General features: G+C 70.3%; 14 protein-coding genes. 4 read left to right on the forward strand and 10 right to left on the reverse strand.

Annotated features, from left to right (window positions below; genetic code table 11):
- Positions 1–23: 23 nt before the first annotated feature.
- The 4 genes from KCH87_RS28315 to KCH87_RS28330 all read right to left on the reverse strand — a co-directional run bounded on the left by KCH87_RS28315 (position 24) and on the right by KCH87_RS28330 (position 7,315).
- Positions 24–2,243, reverse strand: a complete 2,220-nt coding sequence (locus KCH87_RS28315) for an ATP-binding cassette domain-containing protein (RefSeq protein WP_210589119.1) — start codon at positions 2,241–2,243, stop codon at positions 24–26.
- A 125-nt stretch (positions 2,244–2,368) separates the two neighbouring features.
- Positions 2,369–3,127 carry an NUDIX domain-containing protein gene (locus KCH87_RS28320; RefSeq protein WP_210589120.1) on the reverse strand — a complete coding sequence of 253 codons (759 nt, stop codon included), beginning with the start codon at positions 3,125–3,127 and terminating at the stop codon, positions 2,369–2,371.
- A 131-nt stretch (positions 3,128–3,258) separates the two neighbouring features.
- The gene (locus KCH87_RS28325) at positions 3,259–5,421 is read right to left on the reverse strand and encodes a glycogen debranching N-terminal domain-containing protein (protein ID WP_374199045.1); all 2,163 of its coding nucleotides are present in this window, start codon (positions 5,419–5,421) and stop codon (positions 3,259–3,261) included.
- Positions 5,422–5,689: 268 nt separating this feature from the next.
- Positions 5,690–7,315: a DUF4192 domain-containing protein gene (locus KCH87_RS28330; RefSeq protein ID WP_210589121.1), complete on the reverse strand. Its 1,626-nt coding sequence runs from the start codon at positions 7,313–7,315 to the stop codon at positions 5,690–5,692.
- A 140-nt stretch (positions 7,316–7,455) separates the two neighbouring features.
- On the opposite strand from KCH87_RS28330, the gene KCH87_RS28335 reads away from it, so the two are divergent.
- Both KCH87_RS28335 and KCH87_RS28340 read left to right on the forward strand, forming a co-directional pair.
- Positions 7,456–9,621: a RecQ family ATP-dependent DNA helicase gene (locus tag KCH87_RS28335; protein WP_210589122.1), complete on the forward strand. Its 2,166-nt coding sequence runs from the start codon at positions 7,456–7,458 to the stop codon at positions 9,619–9,621.
- 358 nt (positions 9,622–9,979) lie between these two features.
- Positions 9,980–10,612: a hypothetical protein gene (locus KCH87_RS28340; protein ID WP_210589123.1), complete on the forward strand. Its 633-nt coding sequence runs from the start codon at positions 9,980–9,982 to the stop codon at positions 10,610–10,612.
- A gap of 425 nt (positions 10,613–11,037) precedes the next feature.
- Here the strand turns inward: KCH87_RS28340 and KCH87_RS28345 are convergent, their stop codons facing one another.
- The 3 genes from KCH87_RS28345 to KCH87_RS28355 all read right to left on the reverse strand — a co-directional run bounded on the left by KCH87_RS28345 (position 11,038) and on the right by KCH87_RS28355 (position 13,146).
- A complete protein-coding gene (locus KCH87_RS28345; RefSeq protein WP_210589124.1) occupies positions 11,038–11,673 on the reverse strand; it encodes a hypothetical protein in 636 nt (211 codons plus the stop codon).
- Between the two features lie 68 nt (positions 11,674–11,741).
- Positions 11,742–12,440: a ribonuclease HII gene (locus KCH87_RS28350; RefSeq protein ID WP_210589125.1), complete on the reverse strand. Its 699-nt coding sequence runs from the start codon at positions 12,438–12,440 to the stop codon at positions 11,742–11,744.
- An 82-nt stretch (positions 12,441–12,522) separates the two neighbouring features.
- The gene (locus KCH87_RS28355; RefSeq protein WP_210589126.1) at positions 12,523–13,146 is read right to left on the reverse strand and encodes a TetR/AcrR family transcriptional regulator; all 624 of its coding nucleotides are present in this window, start codon (positions 13,144–13,146) and stop codon (positions 12,523–12,525) included.
- A 187-nt stretch (positions 13,147–13,333) separates the two neighbouring features.
- Here KCH87_RS28355 and KCH87_RS28360 point away from each other — a divergent pair, with 187 nt between their 5' ends.
- The gene (locus KCH87_RS28360; RefSeq protein ID WP_210589127.1) at positions 13,334–14,881 is read left to right on the forward strand and encodes an MFS transporter; all 1,548 of its coding nucleotides are present in this window, start codon (positions 13,334–13,336) and stop codon (positions 14,879–14,881) included.
- Between the two features lie 265 nt (positions 14,882–15,146).
- On the opposite strand, the gene KCH87_RS28365 is transcribed toward KCH87_RS28360, so the two are convergent.
- From KCH87_RS28365 to KCH87_RS28375, 3 genes are all read right to left on the reverse strand, one after another.
- Entirely contained in the window at positions 15,147–16,052 is a 906-nt protein-coding gene (locus KCH87_RS28365; protein WP_210589128.1) for an ADP-ribosylglycohydrolase family protein, read from the reverse strand.
- 12 nt (positions 16,053–16,064) lie between these two features.
- Positions 16,065–16,724, reverse strand: coding sequence for a histidine phosphatase family protein (locus tag KCH87_RS28370; protein ID WP_210589129.1), 660 nt, complete (start codon positions 16,722–16,724; stop codon positions 16,065–16,067).
- Positions 16,725–16,842: 118 nt separating this feature from the next.
- Positions 16,843–17,448 (reverse strand): YdbC family protein, encoded by a 606-nt coding sequence (locus KCH87_RS28375; protein ID WP_210589210.1) that lies wholly within the window; start codon positions 17,446–17,448, stop codon positions 16,843–16,845.
- A 149-nt stretch (positions 17,449–17,597) separates the two neighbouring features.
- On the opposite strand from KCH87_RS28375, the gene KCH87_RS28380 reads away from it, so the two are divergent.
- Positions 17,598–18,131 (forward strand): TerD family protein, encoded by a 534-nt coding sequence (locus tag KCH87_RS28380; RefSeq protein WP_210589130.1) that lies wholly within the window; start codon positions 17,598–17,600, stop codon positions 18,129–18,131.
- Positions 18,132–18,149 lie beyond the last annotated feature (18 nt).

Raw genomic sequence — 18,149 nt, forward strand, 5'->3', positions numbered from 1 at the left:
GATCGGAAGGGCTCGGACGGTCGTCACCGGACCCTGCTACGCAGGGTCGTGAGCAGATATGCGCAGAGCAGGACGCTCAGTGACAACGCCAATGCGCCGCCCACAGGTTGGGCGACCATCCGTGCCGCGACGGCCAGATATCGCTCTCCGCCGAAGGGCCACTGCATCAGGAGCACCTCGCGCAGCCGCATGGGGAACCCGGCCGCAGTTCGCACAGCCGGTCCCTCCAGAGCCCTGTGCACGAGGGGTACGACGAGGATCGGTACGGCGACCACCGCCGCGAGCCCGGCCGTGGTGGACCGGAAGATGCCGGCGGCCAGCACTCCGGCCCAGGCGCAGCCGACCACGAGGCCGAGCCAACTCGCGCTCAGCGGGAGCCAGTCGGCGGGAACTTGCGCGAGCTCCCGTCCGTAGACGAGATAGAGCGCTTCGGCGTTGCAGCCGACCGTGAGGAAGGCCAGCAGCAGCGCGGTGGCCGCGGTGACGAGGAGTTTGGCGGCGAGCAGCCCCAGCCGGCGGGGCACGGTGCCGCGGTCCGCCGCCAGGGCGGGGTGGCGGAACTCGTCGCCGAAGGCGAGTGCGCCGAGCAGCCCCGCGCCGAGCGCCGCGGGAGGCAGCGGCAGCTCCTGCGGCCACGCGGCCAGCAGACGCGGCTGCGGGGTGTGGCCGATGCGAGCCAGGAGTACGGCGGTGAGGGCGGACACGACGAGCACGACGGCTCCGGTGAGGAATCCGGTGCCGATTCCGGTGGCGCGGCGCAGCTCGTAGCGGAGCGGGCGGAGGGGGCTGGGCGAGGGGCGGACGGAAATGGGGGGAGGCAGCGGGGACAGGGCGTCGAGGCTGCGGGCTTCGACGGGGCGGCGGGAGAGCGCTTGCGGAGGGCTGGACACGACGCGCGCATCGTCGGAGACGTTCGCCCTCAGGGGCGTTCCGGTCCTGATCTGCGGCTCGCCGGCCTGGGCCTGCGACGCCTCGAGATGCGCAGAGGCATCCTGCGGCGCGCCGCCAGCCGCTGGAGGTGCGTCTGCGGCGTGCTGTGAGGCGGCGAGCGGCTCTCGTGGTTCGTCTGAGGAGTTCCGCGATGCGTCGAGGTGCGCCCGTGGTGCGTCCGCGGGGTTCTGCGACTCGTCCAGTGGCGCTCGCGGTGCGCCCACCGCGTTCTTCGAAACGTCGAGTGGCTCTCGGCGCGCCTCCGCCGGGATCTGCGATGCGTCGGCATGTGCTCGCGATGCGTCCGCGGTGTCCAGCGACATTTCACCCGAGGCCGGGGGTTCGTCGGGTTGCCGCGGCACGTCCGGTGCACGATCCTCCGCGGCCTGGCGCCGATCGCGGTCGGCTTGCGGTTCCTCCGCGCCTACGGCCGCACCGGGACCCATGTCTCCGATCTCATCGGCGAGTTGATGTACGAGGATGCCATGGCGGAACGCAGTCTCACCGACTTCCGCGCAGGTACTGCCGTACACGGAGAGCCGGTTGCCCCTCTCGCGCACGACCTCGAGGGAGCGCTGCGCGGCGCGGGCTTCCTTGGTGAGCAGGGCCGCGAGTCGCACGGCCTGCGGGCTGCGGACTGCGACCCGGGGGCGCAGCCGGGTGCGGGCGAACTCGGCGGCCTCTTGGTCGGCGACAAGGCTGCCCCGCTCCAGCGTGATGACGCGGTCGGCGGTGCGGGCGGCTTCCTTGGGATCGGCGGTGGTGTGCAGGACCGTGCCGCCCTGGGAGGCGTGCGCGCGGAGCATGCCGTACAACCAATGGCTTTCGCGGGCGGAGAGGCCATCGGCGGGGTCGTCGAGCACGAGCGTGTGCGGGTCGGAGATCAGAGCACAGGCCAGGCCGAGGCGGCGGTCCATACCGCGCGAGAGGGTGCCGAGACGCTCGTCACGCAGGCTGACCAGACCGACCACCTCGAGGACCTCGTCGGCGCGGCGCACGGAAACGCCCACCGCGGCACACAGCATGCGAAGATGCCCGCGGACGGTCCGGGCCGGGTGTCCGGGGACGTCGCCGAGGAGCACGCCGACTTCGCGCGAGGGGTGGGCGATGCGGTGCAGGGGGCGGCCCCTGAAGTAGGTGATTCCGCGGCCCTGTTGAAGTTCGAGCATCAGTTTGAGTGCTGTCGTCTTGCCCGCCCCCGGCGCGCCGAGCAGGGCCGTGACGTGGCCCGCACGCGCCTCGAAGGTGACGTCGTCGACGGCCGGGGGAAGCTCCTTGCGGGGGTTGCTGGTCAATCCGAAGACCTCGATCACCCGAAGCAAGATAGCGCGCTATGTCCGGTTTTTCGGGCACCGCACGGTTCATTGCCCGGGCGGCCGTCGCCCCGGTCGGACTCCTGTTCGCCGTTTACCTCCGGGCCCGGTGTCGTCGCTGGGCTTCACACCTCGGGGCGCAGCATCGGAGGGTTGAGCAGTGTGGCGCCGCCGGCCCGGAAGAGCTGGGCCGGGCGACCGCCCTGGCGCGTGGTGGTGCCGCCGGTGGGGACGAGGAATCCCGGCGTGCCCGTCACCTTGCGGTGGAAGTTGCGCGGGTCGAGCGCGACACCCCACACCGCCTCGTAGACCCGGCGCAGCTCTCCGACGGTGAACTCGGTGGGGCAGAACGCCGTAGCCAGAGACGAGTACTCGATCTTGGACCGGGCACGCTCCACCCCGTCCGACAGGATCTGTGCGTGGTCGAAGGCGAGCGGAGCCACGGGGTCTCCGTCGCGGCCGTAGCCGCTCTGCTGGAGCAGTTCCTCGACCGGCGCCCAGCGCGCGTTGCTGGCGTCGCCGCCGGCGCGGGGCGCGGGCAGATCGGGGGCGAGCGCCAGATGCGCGACACTGACCACGCGCATCCGAGGATCACGCTTGGGGTCGCCGTACGTCGCGAGCTGCTCGAGGTGGGCGCCGTTGTCCTGGGCGGGGACGGACGGATCGTGGGCGCGAAGCCCGGTCTCCTCGGCCAGCTCACGGGCTGCTGCCTGTGCCAGATCCTCGTCGCCCCGCACGAAGCCGCCGGGAAGCGCCCAGCGTCCCTGGAACGGCGGTTCGCCCCTGCGTACCGCCAGCGCGCACAGGGCATGGCGGCGCACGGTCAGCACGACCAGGTCCACGGTGACGGCGAAGGGCGGAAAGGCTGACGGGTCGTAGGGCATGCGGCGATCATAGTCGTCTGCCTGACGATAAACACTCCCTTCGTCGGCCGCATCGATGGCTGATCCACTTTGGCTCGGTATAGGTCTCACCCAGCTCTCCCGGCGGTCGTGCGGTGCCACGGCATCCGAGGTCACCCTGCCAATTGCAGGTGGTCGGCAGCCTCCTCGACCATGGCGAGGCCGAGTCGGCTGACCCGTACGGAGAAGGGGGCGTCCGCGACACGCAGTCCGGTCAGGACGACCTCTCCCAGGGGTGCGCTGCCCATGGGGCGCAGCGTGACCGTCCCGGCGGGGGCGTCGGGGCGGATGCCGGCGAGAGCGGTGAGCAGCAGCACGCCGGCAGCCGCGGCCGTGGCAGCCGGGCGGCAGGCGGCGGGGTGCGGGAGGGGGGCGCCCCCGTCCGTGCGCTGCTCCCCCGCGTACATCTCGGGCAATCGGTGGCCGAAGGTCTCGGCCGCGGCCAGCACACCCCGCAGCAGGGCACCCGCTTCCTTCTCGTATCCGGCGGCGGTCAGCCCCGCCACGGCGACGGCCGTCTCCTGGACCCGCACGGCCCCTGTGCGGTGGCCGAACGAGTTGTACCCCGGTTCCTTCGCGCCGAGCCCGCGCAACCCCCAGCCCGAGTCCATGGCCGGGCCTCCTAGCAGCCGGGCGAGCTGCTCTGTCTGCACCTTGTCGAGCAGACCGGGTGCCTGCCGGCCCTCGCCCAGCAGACCCGTGTCGAGGAGGTGGACGGCGGCCGCGCCCAGGTGCGGCACGAGCCGACCGTCCGGGGTACGCGCGGTCGCAGGTCGGCCGCCGCCCAGGTCGTCGACCCAGAAGTCCGCCCGGAACGCGGTCCGCAATGCCTGGGCCCACTGCCGCAGTCCCGCGCCGCCCGGTCTGTCGTAGGCGTCGAGCAGATCGGCACCGAGCAGTGCGGCGCGGTGGGCGTACGCCTGTGTCTCGCAGCGGACGGGCCCGCCAGGGTACGGGTCGCGCAGATACGTACCGTCGCCCACTGTGGTGCGCAGCCAGGTCAGGCAGCGCTCGGCCGCCGGGAGCAGCTCCCGTGTCTCGTGTTCGGACAGGCCCCAACGGCGGGCCTCGGCCAGCAGCGCGGGGAAGGCAAGCGTGGCCTCCGTACCTGTGCAGGCCGGCGGCAGATGCATCCCCGCGTCCCGCCGTGGGCCCGGGATCATGCCGGACTGGGCTCCCGGGCCGCCGAGTTGAGTGCGGGCAAGGGTGCGCAGTGTGCCCGCCGTGAGCCGGGTGCCGAGGGGCAACGTCATTCGCGCGGCGGCCAGCGCCTCCGCCGGGGCCAGGCCGCAGCGCCAGGGCACGCCGACGGCCAGGTGCATGTCGACGGGATGCGCGGGATCGCGCAGCAACAGGGACTGGAGGTCCTCGATGCTCGTCCGCAGGAGTGCCTGCGCTCCGGGGCTGTCGCCCACCACCCTCGCGTGGGCGAGAGGGCTCGTCGCCGCGCGGCCCACGGCTCGGACGGGTCCCGCTCCGTCGGGCCGTACCCGCAGCTCCACGGTCGTGCTGCCGCCCGGGGGCAGTTCGAGCTCCCAGCGCAGCAGCCCCGCGGAGGCCAGCGCATCGTGCGGCGGTGGGTCGGCCGTGACCGATGACTTCCCGGTGGCGCAGGACCAGCGCAGGCCGGAGTCGTGGACGCTGGCCGGCAGTTCGTGTCCCGCGCTGCCGTTCGCGATGGCGCCCAGGTCGGCCAGATCCGTGCCGAGGGCCACCTCGACCGGCAGGCGCAGTGGACGGAGAGCCGCACTGTGCAGCGTGATCCGTTCGGTACCGTCCGCGTCGCGGGTGCGCTCGACGATGACGTCCGGATCCGGGCCGACGCACGTGGACGTGCGCAGGGTGCCCACGAACCGGGCTCTGTCGGCCCCGGTCATCCGGGCCTGCACCGCAAGTGGTTCGTGTCCGGCCACGCGCACCTGACAACGGGAGAGCACTCGCCGACCCGCGCGGTAGAACCCCTCCAGCCCGCGGCCGGTCAGCTGCCCCTGTTCCGTGGAGATGACGAAGCCGGGGAGGGCGACGCAGATCAGAGCGGTGTGCGCGGGTGGCAGGTTCAGGGGTCGACGCGAGGTCGGCAGTGGGGCTGTGTGAGGCGGGCTCACAGCCGGACTTCGCGCCGGGGCCGCGCGCCGGAACGGCGCCCAGCCAATGGCACCGCGCGGCAACCCGGGCTTGCGAGCGCCGGCAGTTTCCACGGGCGGCGGTGGGCCGGACCCGCCGTGCGCAGAGGGGTCGTCGGCGGCGGCGATGGAAAGCGGAGTCAGCTGATGCATGGGCGGCTTCTTCTGCGCTCTGTGCGCCTTGGGCGTGGTCGGTACCGTGCTGGATGCGTCCGGAGTGACACGGGCTGTGCGGCGGCCTGCCCGTCCGGGCGTTCCGCCACTCAGGTGAACGGAATGGGGCTCCTCGGGGTAACGCCCGCGGCAGGGCGACTGGACGGAGTGGCGGCGGAGCGGGCCGCAGACGCCGGCAGGCCCCGGTTGTCGAACGCTTGTCATTCCGCGCTGCCGTCCGTGCGAGTCCGGCCGCCCGTGCTGTCGCTCACGCCTCTCCCTCGGTGCCATCGCTCTTGAGATGCGTCTCTCGCGGATTGACGCGGCCACGGAACACACCCTTGGCCGAGGCACGCGGGCGCGTGCCGCCCGTCCGAGGGGCCGCCGGACGCGACTCACCCGCAGCTGTCGTGCGCGGCCTGGAGGGGTTCGGCCTCGGCTCTCGAGCCTCCGGCTTCGCGGAGCGAGGCGACCTGTCGGCTGCACCCGCCGACCGTGCACGGCGTCGACGGCGGGAGGCCGGCGCCGACGCGGGGATGGTGCGTCGGTCAGCCTCCGCGGCCTCGCCCCGCACAGACTCTTCGGGAACCTCCGCGTTGGCGACCGGCGTCGGCTCACGGCCGTCGCGTTCCGCGCGCAGGCAGCGTCGGATCGACTCCGGATCCAGCCCCTCGTTGCAGGCCTGGTGCAGCAGACGGGCGAAGAGGTAACCGGGGTCCGCGCCGAGTGCCATCGCGAGGGCTTCCCTGGCTTCCAGGTCGTCGCCCGTCGACCAGGCGACCCACCCGGCGAGCGTGAGTGGCGCCGCGGCATGTTCGCCGTACGGGCCGACGCAGCGGCGGGCCAGGGCGCGCCAGAGGCGCAGCGCCGGACCTGCCTCGTCGCCCTCCATCCATTCGGCCGCTCGATCACGGGTCGTACGGTCCTGGAGGCCGAGAATCAGCGTCGCGGCTTCGTCGTGTCCGAGCAGTTCGTCGTCGCGGAGATCTGTCATGAGCGTGCCGGACACGGGTGGGGCTTCGGCCAGACGGCTCATGACCTGCCGGGCCAGCTCCAACGTCTCCTGGGCCACGCCCGCCCGGCTCTCGTCGTCGAGGATCCGGGGGACGAGGGACATGCCGGCGGTGTCCAGGGCGACCTCCTGCTCCACAGCGGCCGCTGTCTCCCAGGGCAGGAGCCTGGCCCGCAGTTCGCGCAGGGAGCCGCGCACCTGAAGGCCCGCATATGTGGCAGCGGCCGCCAGCACGGAGGTACCGGGCAGGCCCATCGGCACGCCTTCGGGCGGGCAGCATCGCTCGTTTGCGCAGCAGTACGACCAGTAGCGGCCGTCCGAAATGCACAGTGCCTCGATCACCGGCACGTCCATCAGGCCGCACTCGACGCGCAGCCGCTGGGCCAGCGCATGCAGTCGTTCCATGACCTGTCGGCCCGATTCGCCGTTCGCCGGCTCCTGGCAGACGTAGGCGACCATCTGCTCCGGGCGAACACCCCGGCGCTCGCTGCCCGTCACCAGGCCGTGGGCCAGCTGCCGGGCCGCGGACGGCCAGTCGTCCGCGTTCGCGGGGATGCCGAGTCGGGCCCGGCCACCGAATCGGCCCCGGCCGTCCCTGTCGTGGAGGGCGACCAGGACGACGCTGTCCTCGGGGCGGTACCCGAGCAGATACGGCAGGGCGTCGGCCAGTTCGGCCGGGGTGCGCAGGGTGACCTGGTGCTCGCCGGCATGGCCGTCGTACACATCAGGTGCGTTGAGCGCGCCAGGGCTGTCGGACTCGCCTGGGCCGAAGGGCTCTTGGGATCCGCCGGACTCTGCCCTCCTGCCGTGCGCATCGAGCCCGTCGCGTCCGGCCATGTCCTCGTTTTCGGGAGATCCAGTCGTTTCGCTGTGATTCGTCATGCGCCGACGATCTCCCGGATTCCGAACCTCCGCTTCGACCTGTGGATAAGTCCGAACAGGGACACGTCAATGCGGTCGGGCAACCCCCTCGTCGTCCACAGCCAGCCCGGATTGTCACTGCCGTCCTGTTGTATGGACGCATGGAGCACACGAGCAACGCGGATCTCCGGGCGGCCGCCGACGCGGTCCTCGCCCGCCTCGTCCCGGACACCGCGGGGGCGGCCAGGCTGCGCGAGGACCAGTGGCGGGCGATCGAGGCGTTGGTGGCCGACAGACGCCGGGCCCTGGTCGTCCAGCGCACGGGGTGGGGCAAGTCGGCGGTGTACTTCGTCGCCACATCACTGCTGCGTGCCCGTGGCAGCGGCCCCACCGTGATCGTCTCCCCGTTGCTCGCGCTGATGCGCAACCAGGTCGAGGCCGCGGCGCGTGCCGGTATCCACGCACGGACCATCAACTCCTCCAACACCGAGGAGTGGGACACGGTCCAGAACGAGATCGCCGCGGGCGAGGTCGATGTCCTGCTGGTCAGCCCGGAGCGGCTCAACAATCCGGACTTCCGCGACCAGGTGCTGCCCAAACTCGCCGCCGCGACCGGACTCCTCGTGGTCGACGAAGCCCACTGCATCTCCGACTGGGGACACGACTTCCGCCCGGACTACCGACGGCTCCGCACGATGCTGTCGGACCTTCCGCCTGGCGTACCCGTACTCGCGACCACGGCCACCGCCAACGCCCGCGTGACCGCCGATGTCGCGGAGCAACTCGGCACCGGGGGCACATCGGACGCCCTGGTGCTGCGCGGCCCGCTGGACCGGGAGAGCCTGAGCCTGAGCGTGCTCCGGCTGCCTGACGCCGCGCACCGGATGGCCTGGCTCGCCGACCACCTCGATGAGTTGCCGGGCTCCGGGATCATCTACACGCTCACCGTGGCCGCCGCCGAGGAGGTCACCGCCTTCCTGCGGCACCGTGGACACACGGTCGCCCCGTACACGGGCAAGACGGAGAACGCCGATCGGCAGCAGGCCGAGGACGACCTGATCGCCAACCGGGTCAAGGCACTGGTCGCCACTTCCGCACTCGGCATGGGCTTCGACAAACCCGACCTCGGCTTCGTGGTGCATCTGGGCTCGCCCTCCTCGCCCATCGCCTACTACCAGCAGGTGGGCCGAGCCGGACGCGGCGTCGAGCACGCCGAGGTGCTCCTCCTGCCGGGGAAGGAGGACGAGGCGATCTGGGAGTACTTCGCCTCACTCGCCTTCCCGTCGGAGGACCTGGTGCGGCGCACGCTCGACGTACTCGCGCGCGCGGACCGGCCCCTGTCACTGCCCGCCCTGGAACCGTTGGTGGAGCTGCGCCGGTCCCGCCTGGAAACCATGCTCAAGGTCCTCGACGTGGACGGGGCGGTCAGGCGGGTCAAGGGCGGCTGGATCGCCACCGGCCAGCCTTGGACGTACGAGGCGGAGCGGTACGACTGGGTGGCCCGGCAGCGCAAGGCCGAGCAGCAGGCGATGCGCGAGTACGCGTCGACGACGAGCTGCCGTATGCAGTTCCTGCAACGCCAGCTGGACGACGAGGGGGCCAAGCCCTGCGGCCGCTGCGACAACTGCGCGGGCGCACGCTTCACAGCCGATATGTCGACGGCCGCTCTGGACGCCGCGCGCGACGACCTCGGCCGGGCGGGCGTCGAGGTGGAACCGCGCAGGATGTGGCCGACCGGGCTGCCGGCCATCGGCGTCGACCTCAAGGGACGCATTCCCGCAGGTGAACAGGGAGGATCGGGCCGGGCCCTGGGACGACTGTCGGACATCGGCTGGGGCAACCGGCTCAGGCCGATGTTTGCCCCTCACGCTCCGGACGGCCCCGTGCCGGACGACGTGACAAAGGCTGTCGTCGGCGTGCTGGCCGACTGGGCCAAGGGGCCCGGGGGCTGGGCCCCGGGTGCAGCGGACGCCCAGGCACGTCCCGTCGGTGTCGTCACCATCGCCTCGCGCTCACGGCCGCTGCTGATCAGCTCCCTGGGCACGCACATCTCGGAGGTGGGCCGACTGCCGCTGCTGGGCTCCGTGGAGTACACGGGCGACGGGCACCAGGTCTCTCGGAGCAACAGCGCCCAGCGGCTCAAGGCCCTCGACGGAGCACTGACCGTGCCGCCCGCCCTCGCTTCCGCTCTGTCCGACATCAAGGGTCCCGTCCTCCTCGTGGACGACTTCACCGAGACCGGCTGGACACTCGCGGTCGCAGCCCGCATGCTCCGACGTGCAGGCGCCCAGGGGGTGCTGCCGCTGGTCCTGGCCGTACAGGGTTGATCACGCCAATCGAGTAGCTCTCCTCCACACAGGCGGGCACCGAAAGGAAAGGTGCCCGCGATCCGCCCGCGCCGCGCAGAGCTGGCCCCCGGACCGCTCTCGCCTCAATGGCGTACGCCCGTGTGGCACGGTCGCACCATGCGTCGCACGATGACACCCCGCGTAGGGATATAAACCACGCACCGTGAGATATCGGTCGGTGGCCCCAATTGCTCGTTGCCGCATCCACGTTCGACAGGAAGAATTGGGGTCCGCTCCCCGCACGACTCGTCCGTGATCCGGCAGGGCTCCGCTGCGGTGTGCGCTCCCCCCAATCCGACCTCGCCCGCAGTGTGGGCGCGTAGCCGAAGGGAGGACCGTGACCTTCGGATTCGCTTCGTCCCCAGCGGGATCCACGTCATCTACCGGCCTGTCCGCCGCGTCCGCCAACCCTCTGGCCCGCATGCTCGAACCGGCGGAGTGGGCCGCGGCCGGCATCCCCCTGTTGCGCAACCCGCGGGAGGTCGTCAGCGGACTGCACTCCCGGCATCACCCCCGGCCGGCGACCGCGATCGTGGCCGTGCTCGATCCGGACGAGCGGCTCTGCGCCAGCGCCTCCTTCACCCGCCGTCCGTCCCCGGCCGACGGCTGGATGTTCCGCAACGTCCTGCTCGCCCAACTGCGCCTGGTCATCCCCCACGACCTGCGGCGCCGCACCCCTGTGCGCACCGCAGTGCTGCTCTACTGCCGTGAGGGCGACGCCCGTTGGACGGAAGAGGACGGCGCGTGGATGTGGGGGCTGCGTGACGCCTGCACCCTGCACGGGCTGCGCTGCGGGGCGTACATCACGTTGACCCGTGACGGCTGGCAGGTCCTTGGCGAAGGGCGCGGCGGACGTCGGCCCAACTCGGATTCGACACCGGAGCCCTTCGCCACGTCCGAGGCACCGCCGCCGATCCCACGGACCGGCGGCGCCGCCTCGGAAATCCTGCGCCGCGCGGCGGCTCGCTAAGAGCGTCCGGATTTACGGAAGACACTGACGGAACGTTCCTGCCGGGCAGTACGACCGCCTGGGTCACGCCCACACGAAAGACCTTCCGCCCGGAGCCGACACACAACGTTGCCACGGTCCTACGAAAGCACCACCGCCGAGTTGCCAGGCGCCGCCCCGGAGACACGCCACGCCCGCGAATCGTCTTCCGGACACGCTCGCCGGACCCCGTTCACCGCCCCGGACACGTACGTCACGTCCCGCCATCCGCACCCAACACCTACGCCACACTCCGCGAAACGGGATCGGAGCGCAGGTCTCGAAGCAAGCGGCACTCACGCCCCACGTGCCCCACCTACCCGCGCACGCCGAACCCCCCACCGTGCAAACACGACCGCGGCGACATCACCATCGCCCCGCTGTCCCCCGGACGTTCCGGAACGGGCTCAGACGCTCGCGCCCAGCACCGAGTTGATCTGCTGCGGGTCGCCGCAGACGATCAGCAGGGTGCCGGCCCGGGTGAGGGCCAGGGGGAGAGCGGTGGCGGCAGCGGTGTCGGGACCGCCGTTGACGGCAACGACGACCACCGGACGCGACGCGGCACGGCTCGCGACGGCGACGTCCGCGTAGAAGACGTCGTCACCGGAGTCATGCTGCGCCCAATAGGCGGCTTCACCGAAGGACAGCTCGTGAGCGGCCCACGGATGCTGTTCACCCGTGGTGATCACCAGCACGTCACTTGGGGCGCGACCCGAGTCCAGCAGCAGATCCACGGCCTCCTCGGCGGCGTCGAGGGCGCCTTCCACCGAGGCCGGGATCAACTGGATCTGCGGAGTCGCCGGGGCCGCATCGGAGGCGGCAGCGACGGCCGGGCCCGACGATCCGGGCTTGGCCACGTCACGCGGCGTACGTTGCACCGGCGGCGTGGGCCTGTGGGGCCCAGGGCGACCGGGACGCGACGGAGCCGCGGGGCGGGGACCGGGTACAGGACGGGGGGTCGGCGCGGTGCGGCCACTGGCCGGAGTAACGCGGGGACCCTGGGCACTCTCGTGAATCTGAGGCTCCTCGGGAATGAGAGGCATGAGCTGATGTTTATCAAACGTTGGTACGGCTCGCGTCGGCGGGTGGCACATAGGTGCGAGCGGAATCGTCAGAAGTCGAAGCCGAGCTGCCCCTCGATCTCCGGAACGCTTCCGTCCACCCAGCGGACCTTCTTGAGGTGCCGCCACTGGGGCAGCGAATCAAGATACGCCCACGACAACCGGTGGTACGGGGTGGGTCCCCGCTCCTCCAGCGCGGCCTTGTGCACGGGCGACGGATACCCGGCGTTGTCCGCAAAACCGAAGTCTGCATGGTCGATACCCAGTTCGGCCATCATTTTGTCGCGCTGAACCTTGGCAAGCACCGAGGCCGCCGCAACCGCCACACAGGACTGGTCCCCCTTGATCACCGTGCGGACCTTCCAGGGCACTCCGAGATAGTCGTGCTTCCCGTCGAGGATCACCGCCTCGGGACGGACCGGCAGGGCTTCCAGGGCGCGCACTGCCGCTAGGCGCAGCGCGGCCGTCATGCCCAACTCGTCGATCTCCTCCGGGGAGGCATGCCCCAGGGCGTAGGAGGTCACCCACGTGTGGAGCACCTCGGCGAGTTCGGTACGCCGCTTGACGGTGAGCAGCTTGGAGTCGGTGAGGCCTTCGGGGGGCCGGCGCAGTCCGGTGATCGCCGCGCAGACGGTGACGGGGCCGGCCCAGGCGCCGCGCCCGACCTCGTCTACACCGGCAATGACCTTCGCTCCGGTCGTGGCGCGGAGGGAGCGCTCGACGGTGTGAGTAGGTGGTTCGTACGGCATGGCGCCCTTAGCGTACGCCGCCCGGAACCCCCGGCGACACCCTGGTTCACCGGGGCGACTTCACCGTCCCCGAACCCCGGGGTCAGGCGCCGCGTGGCCGCAGCAGCGGGACCATCAACTGGTCCACCATCTCCTCGATGTCATGATCAGGCCATTCGCTTGCGCACATCTTCGACCGGTACATCATCATCGCCGGGATGACATCGACGACGTACCCGTTGGCCGCGTCCGCTCGCACCTCTCCCCGCTCGATTCCACGGCCGATAACCTCTCGGATCAGTTGGATGGTCGGCTCCACGACACCCTTGATGATCACTCCGTGGAAGCGTTCCGCCTGGATGTTGTCGCATTCGTGAATCACCGAACGCAAGGCGAAACCGGGCCGCGAGTACATCGCGTCGCGCGCCTGCCGACACAGCTCCAGCAGATCGTCGCGCACGCTCCCGAGGTTGGGCGCCGCCTCGAAGGACGGCAGTCCGGCCCGCAGCGCGTCCGCGACGAGATCCTCCTTGGACGGCCATCGGCGGTAGACCGCGGCCTTTCCGGTCTGGGCGCCGGCAGCGACACCCTCCATGGTCAGGCCATTCCAGCCGACCGTACTGAGCTGATCCAACGCGGCGTCGAGGATTGCGCGTTCGAGTACGGCGCCGCGCCGGCGGAGGGAGGCCGTCTGAGCGGGGGCGGCCGTCCAGCGCGAAGTAACCATCTGAGCGTCTCCAACGAACAGCGGAAGCGGTGATTCCGGGGAAGGGGGACATGTCGCACGGCAGCGACGGGGGAAACGCCGCGCGACACACTACTAAGTGAACGCTTGCGTTCACTGTCTGGGACTCACTACGGTTGGCGCGACAGTGAACGCGAGCGTTCACTAACGTACTTGTGGGGGACCCATAGTGACAGCCTCTCAGTTGATCAAGGATCAGAAGCCAGGTGCGGCCCGCCGGGAAGGGCATCCCGGTATCGCGCTCACCGTCATCGCGGCCTGCCAACTCATGGTGGTACTCGACGCGACGATTGTGAACATCGCGCTCCCGCACATTCAAGACGCACTCAAGTTCAGCACCACCGACCTCACGTGGGTGGTCAGTTCCTACACACTCACCTTCGGTGGCCTGCTGTTGCTCGGTGGCCGGGCCGGTGACATCCTCGGCCGCCGCCGAGTGTTCATGACCGGCATCCTGCTGTTCACATTCGCCTCGCTGCTCGGCGGACTCGCACAGGAACCCTGGCAGTTGCTGGCCGCACGCGCCCTTCAGGGCGTGGGTGGCGCGATCGCGTCGCCCACCTCGCTGGCACTGATCACCACCACGTTCCCCGAAGGCCCGGAACGGAACCGGGCGTTCGGCGTCTTCGCCGCCGTCTCCGCGGGCGGCGGTGCCGTCGGCCTGCTCGCCGGCGGCATGCTCACCGAGTGGCTCGACTGGCGGTGGGTCCTCTTCGTCAACGTGCCGATCGGCATACTGATCGCTGTCCTCACGCCGTTGTACATCAGCGAGTCGAAACGACACCCTGGGCGCTTCGACATCTCGGGCGCACTCACGTCGACGCTCGGCATGGCAGCGCTGGTCTACGGATTCATCAGCGCGGCCGACGAGGGCTGGCAGGACAGCATGACGATCGGCTCCTTCGGCGCCGCGGTGGTCCTCCTCCTCGCCTTCGCGTTCGTCGAGACCCGGGCCGCGGACCCGATCACTCCCCTGCGCATGTTCACCGACCGAAATCGCTCGGGCACCTACGTGATCATGCTGAGTCTGGCAGCGGCGATGTTCGGCATGTTCTTCTACATCGTGCTCTTCGTGCAGAACGTGCTGGGGTACAGCCCGATCGCGGCCGGTGTGGCCTTCCTGCCGGTGACGGTGGTGATCGCGATCGGCGCAGGACTGTCGCAGCGGTTCCTTCCGGTGCTCGGCCCCAAGCCGTTCATGCTCGTCGGCTCGGCTCTCGCGGTGATCGGCCTCGTCTGGCAGACCTTGATCAGCTCCGACAGCTCGTACGTCGGCGGGGTGCTCGGGCCGATGCTGGTGTTCGGCTTCGGCATGGGCCTGAACTTCGTCACCCTGACGGTCACCGCGGTCTCCGGTGTCGCCCAGCACGAGGCGGGTGCGGCGTCCGGACTGCTCAACGCCACGCAGCAGGTGGGCGGTTCGCTGGGCCTGTCCATCCTGACGACTGTGTTCGGCTCGGCCAGCAAGGACGAGGCGGAGAAGCAGTTGCCGAAGTTCATGGCCGACGGTTCGGCCGAGCAGAAGGCCGAGTTCGCCAAGACGCAGCAGTTGCCTGCGCCCTGGGGGCACGACGTGCTCACCCACGGCATTTCGATGGGGTTCGTCGCGGCGGCGGCGATGGCCGTGCTCGCGCTGGCCACTGCCTGGCTGGTGATCAGAGTCCGCAAGAGCGACCTGGAAGCGCTCGCCGGTACAACGGGCCCGACGGTCGGCTGACCCTGCCGGGCCCGCGACGGGCCGCACGATGTCTGGGGGCGCGATATCGCGCCCCCAGACGGCACGATCGAACCAGGGCACCCCGACCGCCATGAAGAGCAACACGAACAGCATCACCAGCAAGTCCACAACCACCCCCGCGAACCTCGCGTGTCACCTGCATCTACGGACCCATGCGCCGCACAGCAACTGCCACGACAACGAGCACTCGGTCACACAGAGTTCCCGCTCTGCACAGAGAGTTCGCACGGAGAGTTTCGAGGCGCTACGCCGACGTCGGCACCCAGTCCGGCAGCGCTTCCGTCCGCTCCACCCAGGCGCTGGGCGGCGTCCCCGCCTTCCCTGAGGCGATCACCCCGCCCACGATGGCGCAGGTCGTGTCCACGTCTCCGCCGACCTGGGCGGTGGTCCAGAACGCTTCTTCGAAGTCGCCGAGGGCACGCGCTGCCGACCAGAGCGCGAAAGGCACGGTGTCGTGGGCCGTCGTACGCCGCCCACACCCCAGCACCGCCGCGACCGTGCCCGCGTCGGCGTAGTCGAGCATGTCGCGGGCGCGCCGCAGGCCCGCTCCGACGGCGCTCTTGGGAACGAGCGCGATGACGCCGTCGAGGAGCGCCTGGGCACTGGGCGGGCCGCCCGGGGCCGCGGCCATCGAGGCGGCAGCGGCGACGGCCATGGCACCGACCACGGCCTCGCGGTGCTGGTGCGTGGGGTACGCCGAGATTTCGGCCTGGTGGGTCGCCTGTTCCGGATCGTCCGCGTACCAGGCGCCCAGGGGAGCGATCCGCATCGCGGCGCCGTTGCCCCAGGACCCCTGCCCCTTGAAGAGCGCGGAGGAGAGCTCACGCCAGTCGCCGCCTTCACGGACCAGCCGCAGCAGACGGTTGACCGCCGGGCCGTAGCCGCGGTCGAAGTCGTGGTGCTCGGCGAAGGAGTGGGCCAGGGCGTCCTGGTCGATGCGATGGTGGGCGGCCAGGACGGCCACGACGGAGCAGGCCATCTCGGTGTCGTCCGTCCACTGCCAGGGAGCCGGCGGCAGCTCACGGCTGTGCAGCAGCGGGTAGTTCACCGGCACGAAGAACTGCGAGCCCAGCGCGTCCCCCACCGCGAGTCCACGCAGGCTGGCCAGGGCGCGGTCCAGGCGCCGGTCGGGAGAGGAATCAGCGGTCATTGCTCTGCCACTCTATCCGGTGATCCCGTACGGCTCCGGATCTCGCCATTGATCGAACGGCCGGTCAAGCGAGTACTTGCCGTCGTCTCCGAGAACGAGCATCCGCATCTCCGCGTTCCCCGGGTTCGACAGCGACTCGAATTCCGCGACCGTCCAGTGGAACCAGCGCATGCAGAACAACCGCATAGCCAGGCCATGGGTCACCAGCAACACGTTCGGCGGATGGTCGGGGGCCTCGAAGCTTCGGTACAGGCTCTCCAGGAAGCCGCCGACCCGGTCGTACACATCGGCCCCGGACTCGCCCTGGGCGAAGCGGTAGAAGAAGTGGCCGTACGCGTCCCGGTAGGCCTTCTGGAGTCGTACGTCGTCCCCGTCCTGCCAGTTGCCCCAGTCCTGTTCGCGCAGCCGGGGTTCCTCGCGCACGCGGACGAGCTCGGGGTCCAGGTGGAAGGCGCGGAATGTCTCGTGCGTACGGCGGTACGGGGAGACGTACACGCTGACACGCTCGCGGCCGACCACCTCGCGCAGCCGCTTGCCCGTCTCCTCGGCCTGCCGCCAGCCCCGCTCTGTCAGTGCCAGTGCATGGTCGGGCTCGCGCTCGTACACGGTGTCATCAACATTGCCGGTTGACTCACCATGCCGGACAAGGAAGATGCGCCGTGGTCGTGCCATGCCAAAACCCTAGATCGAGTGACGGCTGATCGAGCACTCGTACGGGCTCCATACGGCGTAGGTCACACAGTTCTTGCACCACTGGCCACACTGGACACACGAGTAACGCGTCCGGAAATCAAACTATCCAGGCCGGTTCCAGCGCCACGATGTCGCCTCTGAGGACCGCGATGTCCGCCTCGGTCTGGGCGCGCAGGGCAAGCCGCTCCACGCGCTCGGTGCGGTATTTGCCGTGTTCGGCGGCCGACTGCCACATCGACAGCACCAGGAACTCACTGCCGGGTGCCTCGCCGAACAGCCCGCGGATCATGCCGGGCGAGCCGGCCATCGCGGGGTTCCACACCTTCTCCTGCATCAGCATGAAGTGCTCTGCACGGTCCTCATGGACGCGGCAGTGGGCGACCCGGACCAGATCGGCGTCCGTGAAACGCGGCTCGAAGCCCGTCTTCACATCGAAGCGGTAGTCGAACAGCCTGACCTGGGCGTCCTTGAAAGTGCCAGACTGTGCCGCCGCAAGCCGGTCATGGGAACGGGCCATGAAGGAGTCGTAGAAGGCGCGGCTCTCCCAGAAGGCGAAGATGTGCGCGACGGATTGCCGCCCCCGGCTCCAGCCTCCGCCCTGTCCTCGAAACCCCGGCTCTCCCAGAAGCCCCGCCCACTTTCGCTGCCCCCGCTCGAAGCCGCGGCGGTCCACCACGGTGCAGCGAATCCACTTGACCAGCACCGCGCCATCGTAAGGCCACGGAGCGTGGCCTCGGTCACGCTCGCGCGGACCGTATCCGCGCACATGCCCACGTGCGCGTGGCACGATGGACAACCAACTCTGGCTGTCGAGCAGTTGGGGCATGGCTCACACAGGGAAGGGGACGTCTGGTGAACGGGCTCAGCAAGGGGATTCGGAAGGCCGAGGTCGCACTGAAGTGGGACCCGAGTCCGGTGGGGCAACCGCCCACCGACCTGGACATCGTGGCCGCGACCTACTTGGCGAGCGATCCGTACGGCGATCCCGCCTTTCTGGTGCACTTCGACAGCCGCTCGCCCGACGGCACCATCACACTCAACCGGGACAGCAAGGACGGCAAGGGCTTCGGCTGGGACGAGGTCATGACCGTGGAGCTCGACCGGCTCAACGGCCAATACGCGCGCGTGGTGCTCGGCATCATCATCCAGCAGCGTCCGGCACACCGGACCTTCGTCAGCGTGCTCAACCCGGCCCTGCGCATCCGCGAGGGCTACACCGTCCTGGCCGAGGACAACTTCGGCGATGTCCTGGGGGCGACGGCGGCGACGGTCGGCCAGTTCGTGCGCGAGTCGGCGGGCACGTGGGACTTCCACGCCGGGGTGCACGGCTTCGAGGACGATCCCGCGACCTTCACCAGGGTCATGGGCAAGACGCACAAGCCCTGAACGACACTGAGGGCGCCG

This window comes from Streptomyces sp. GESEQ-35 (assembly GCF_017948485.1).
Lineage (GTDB): Bacteria > Actinomycetota > Actinomycetes > Streptomycetales > Streptomycetaceae > Streptomyces.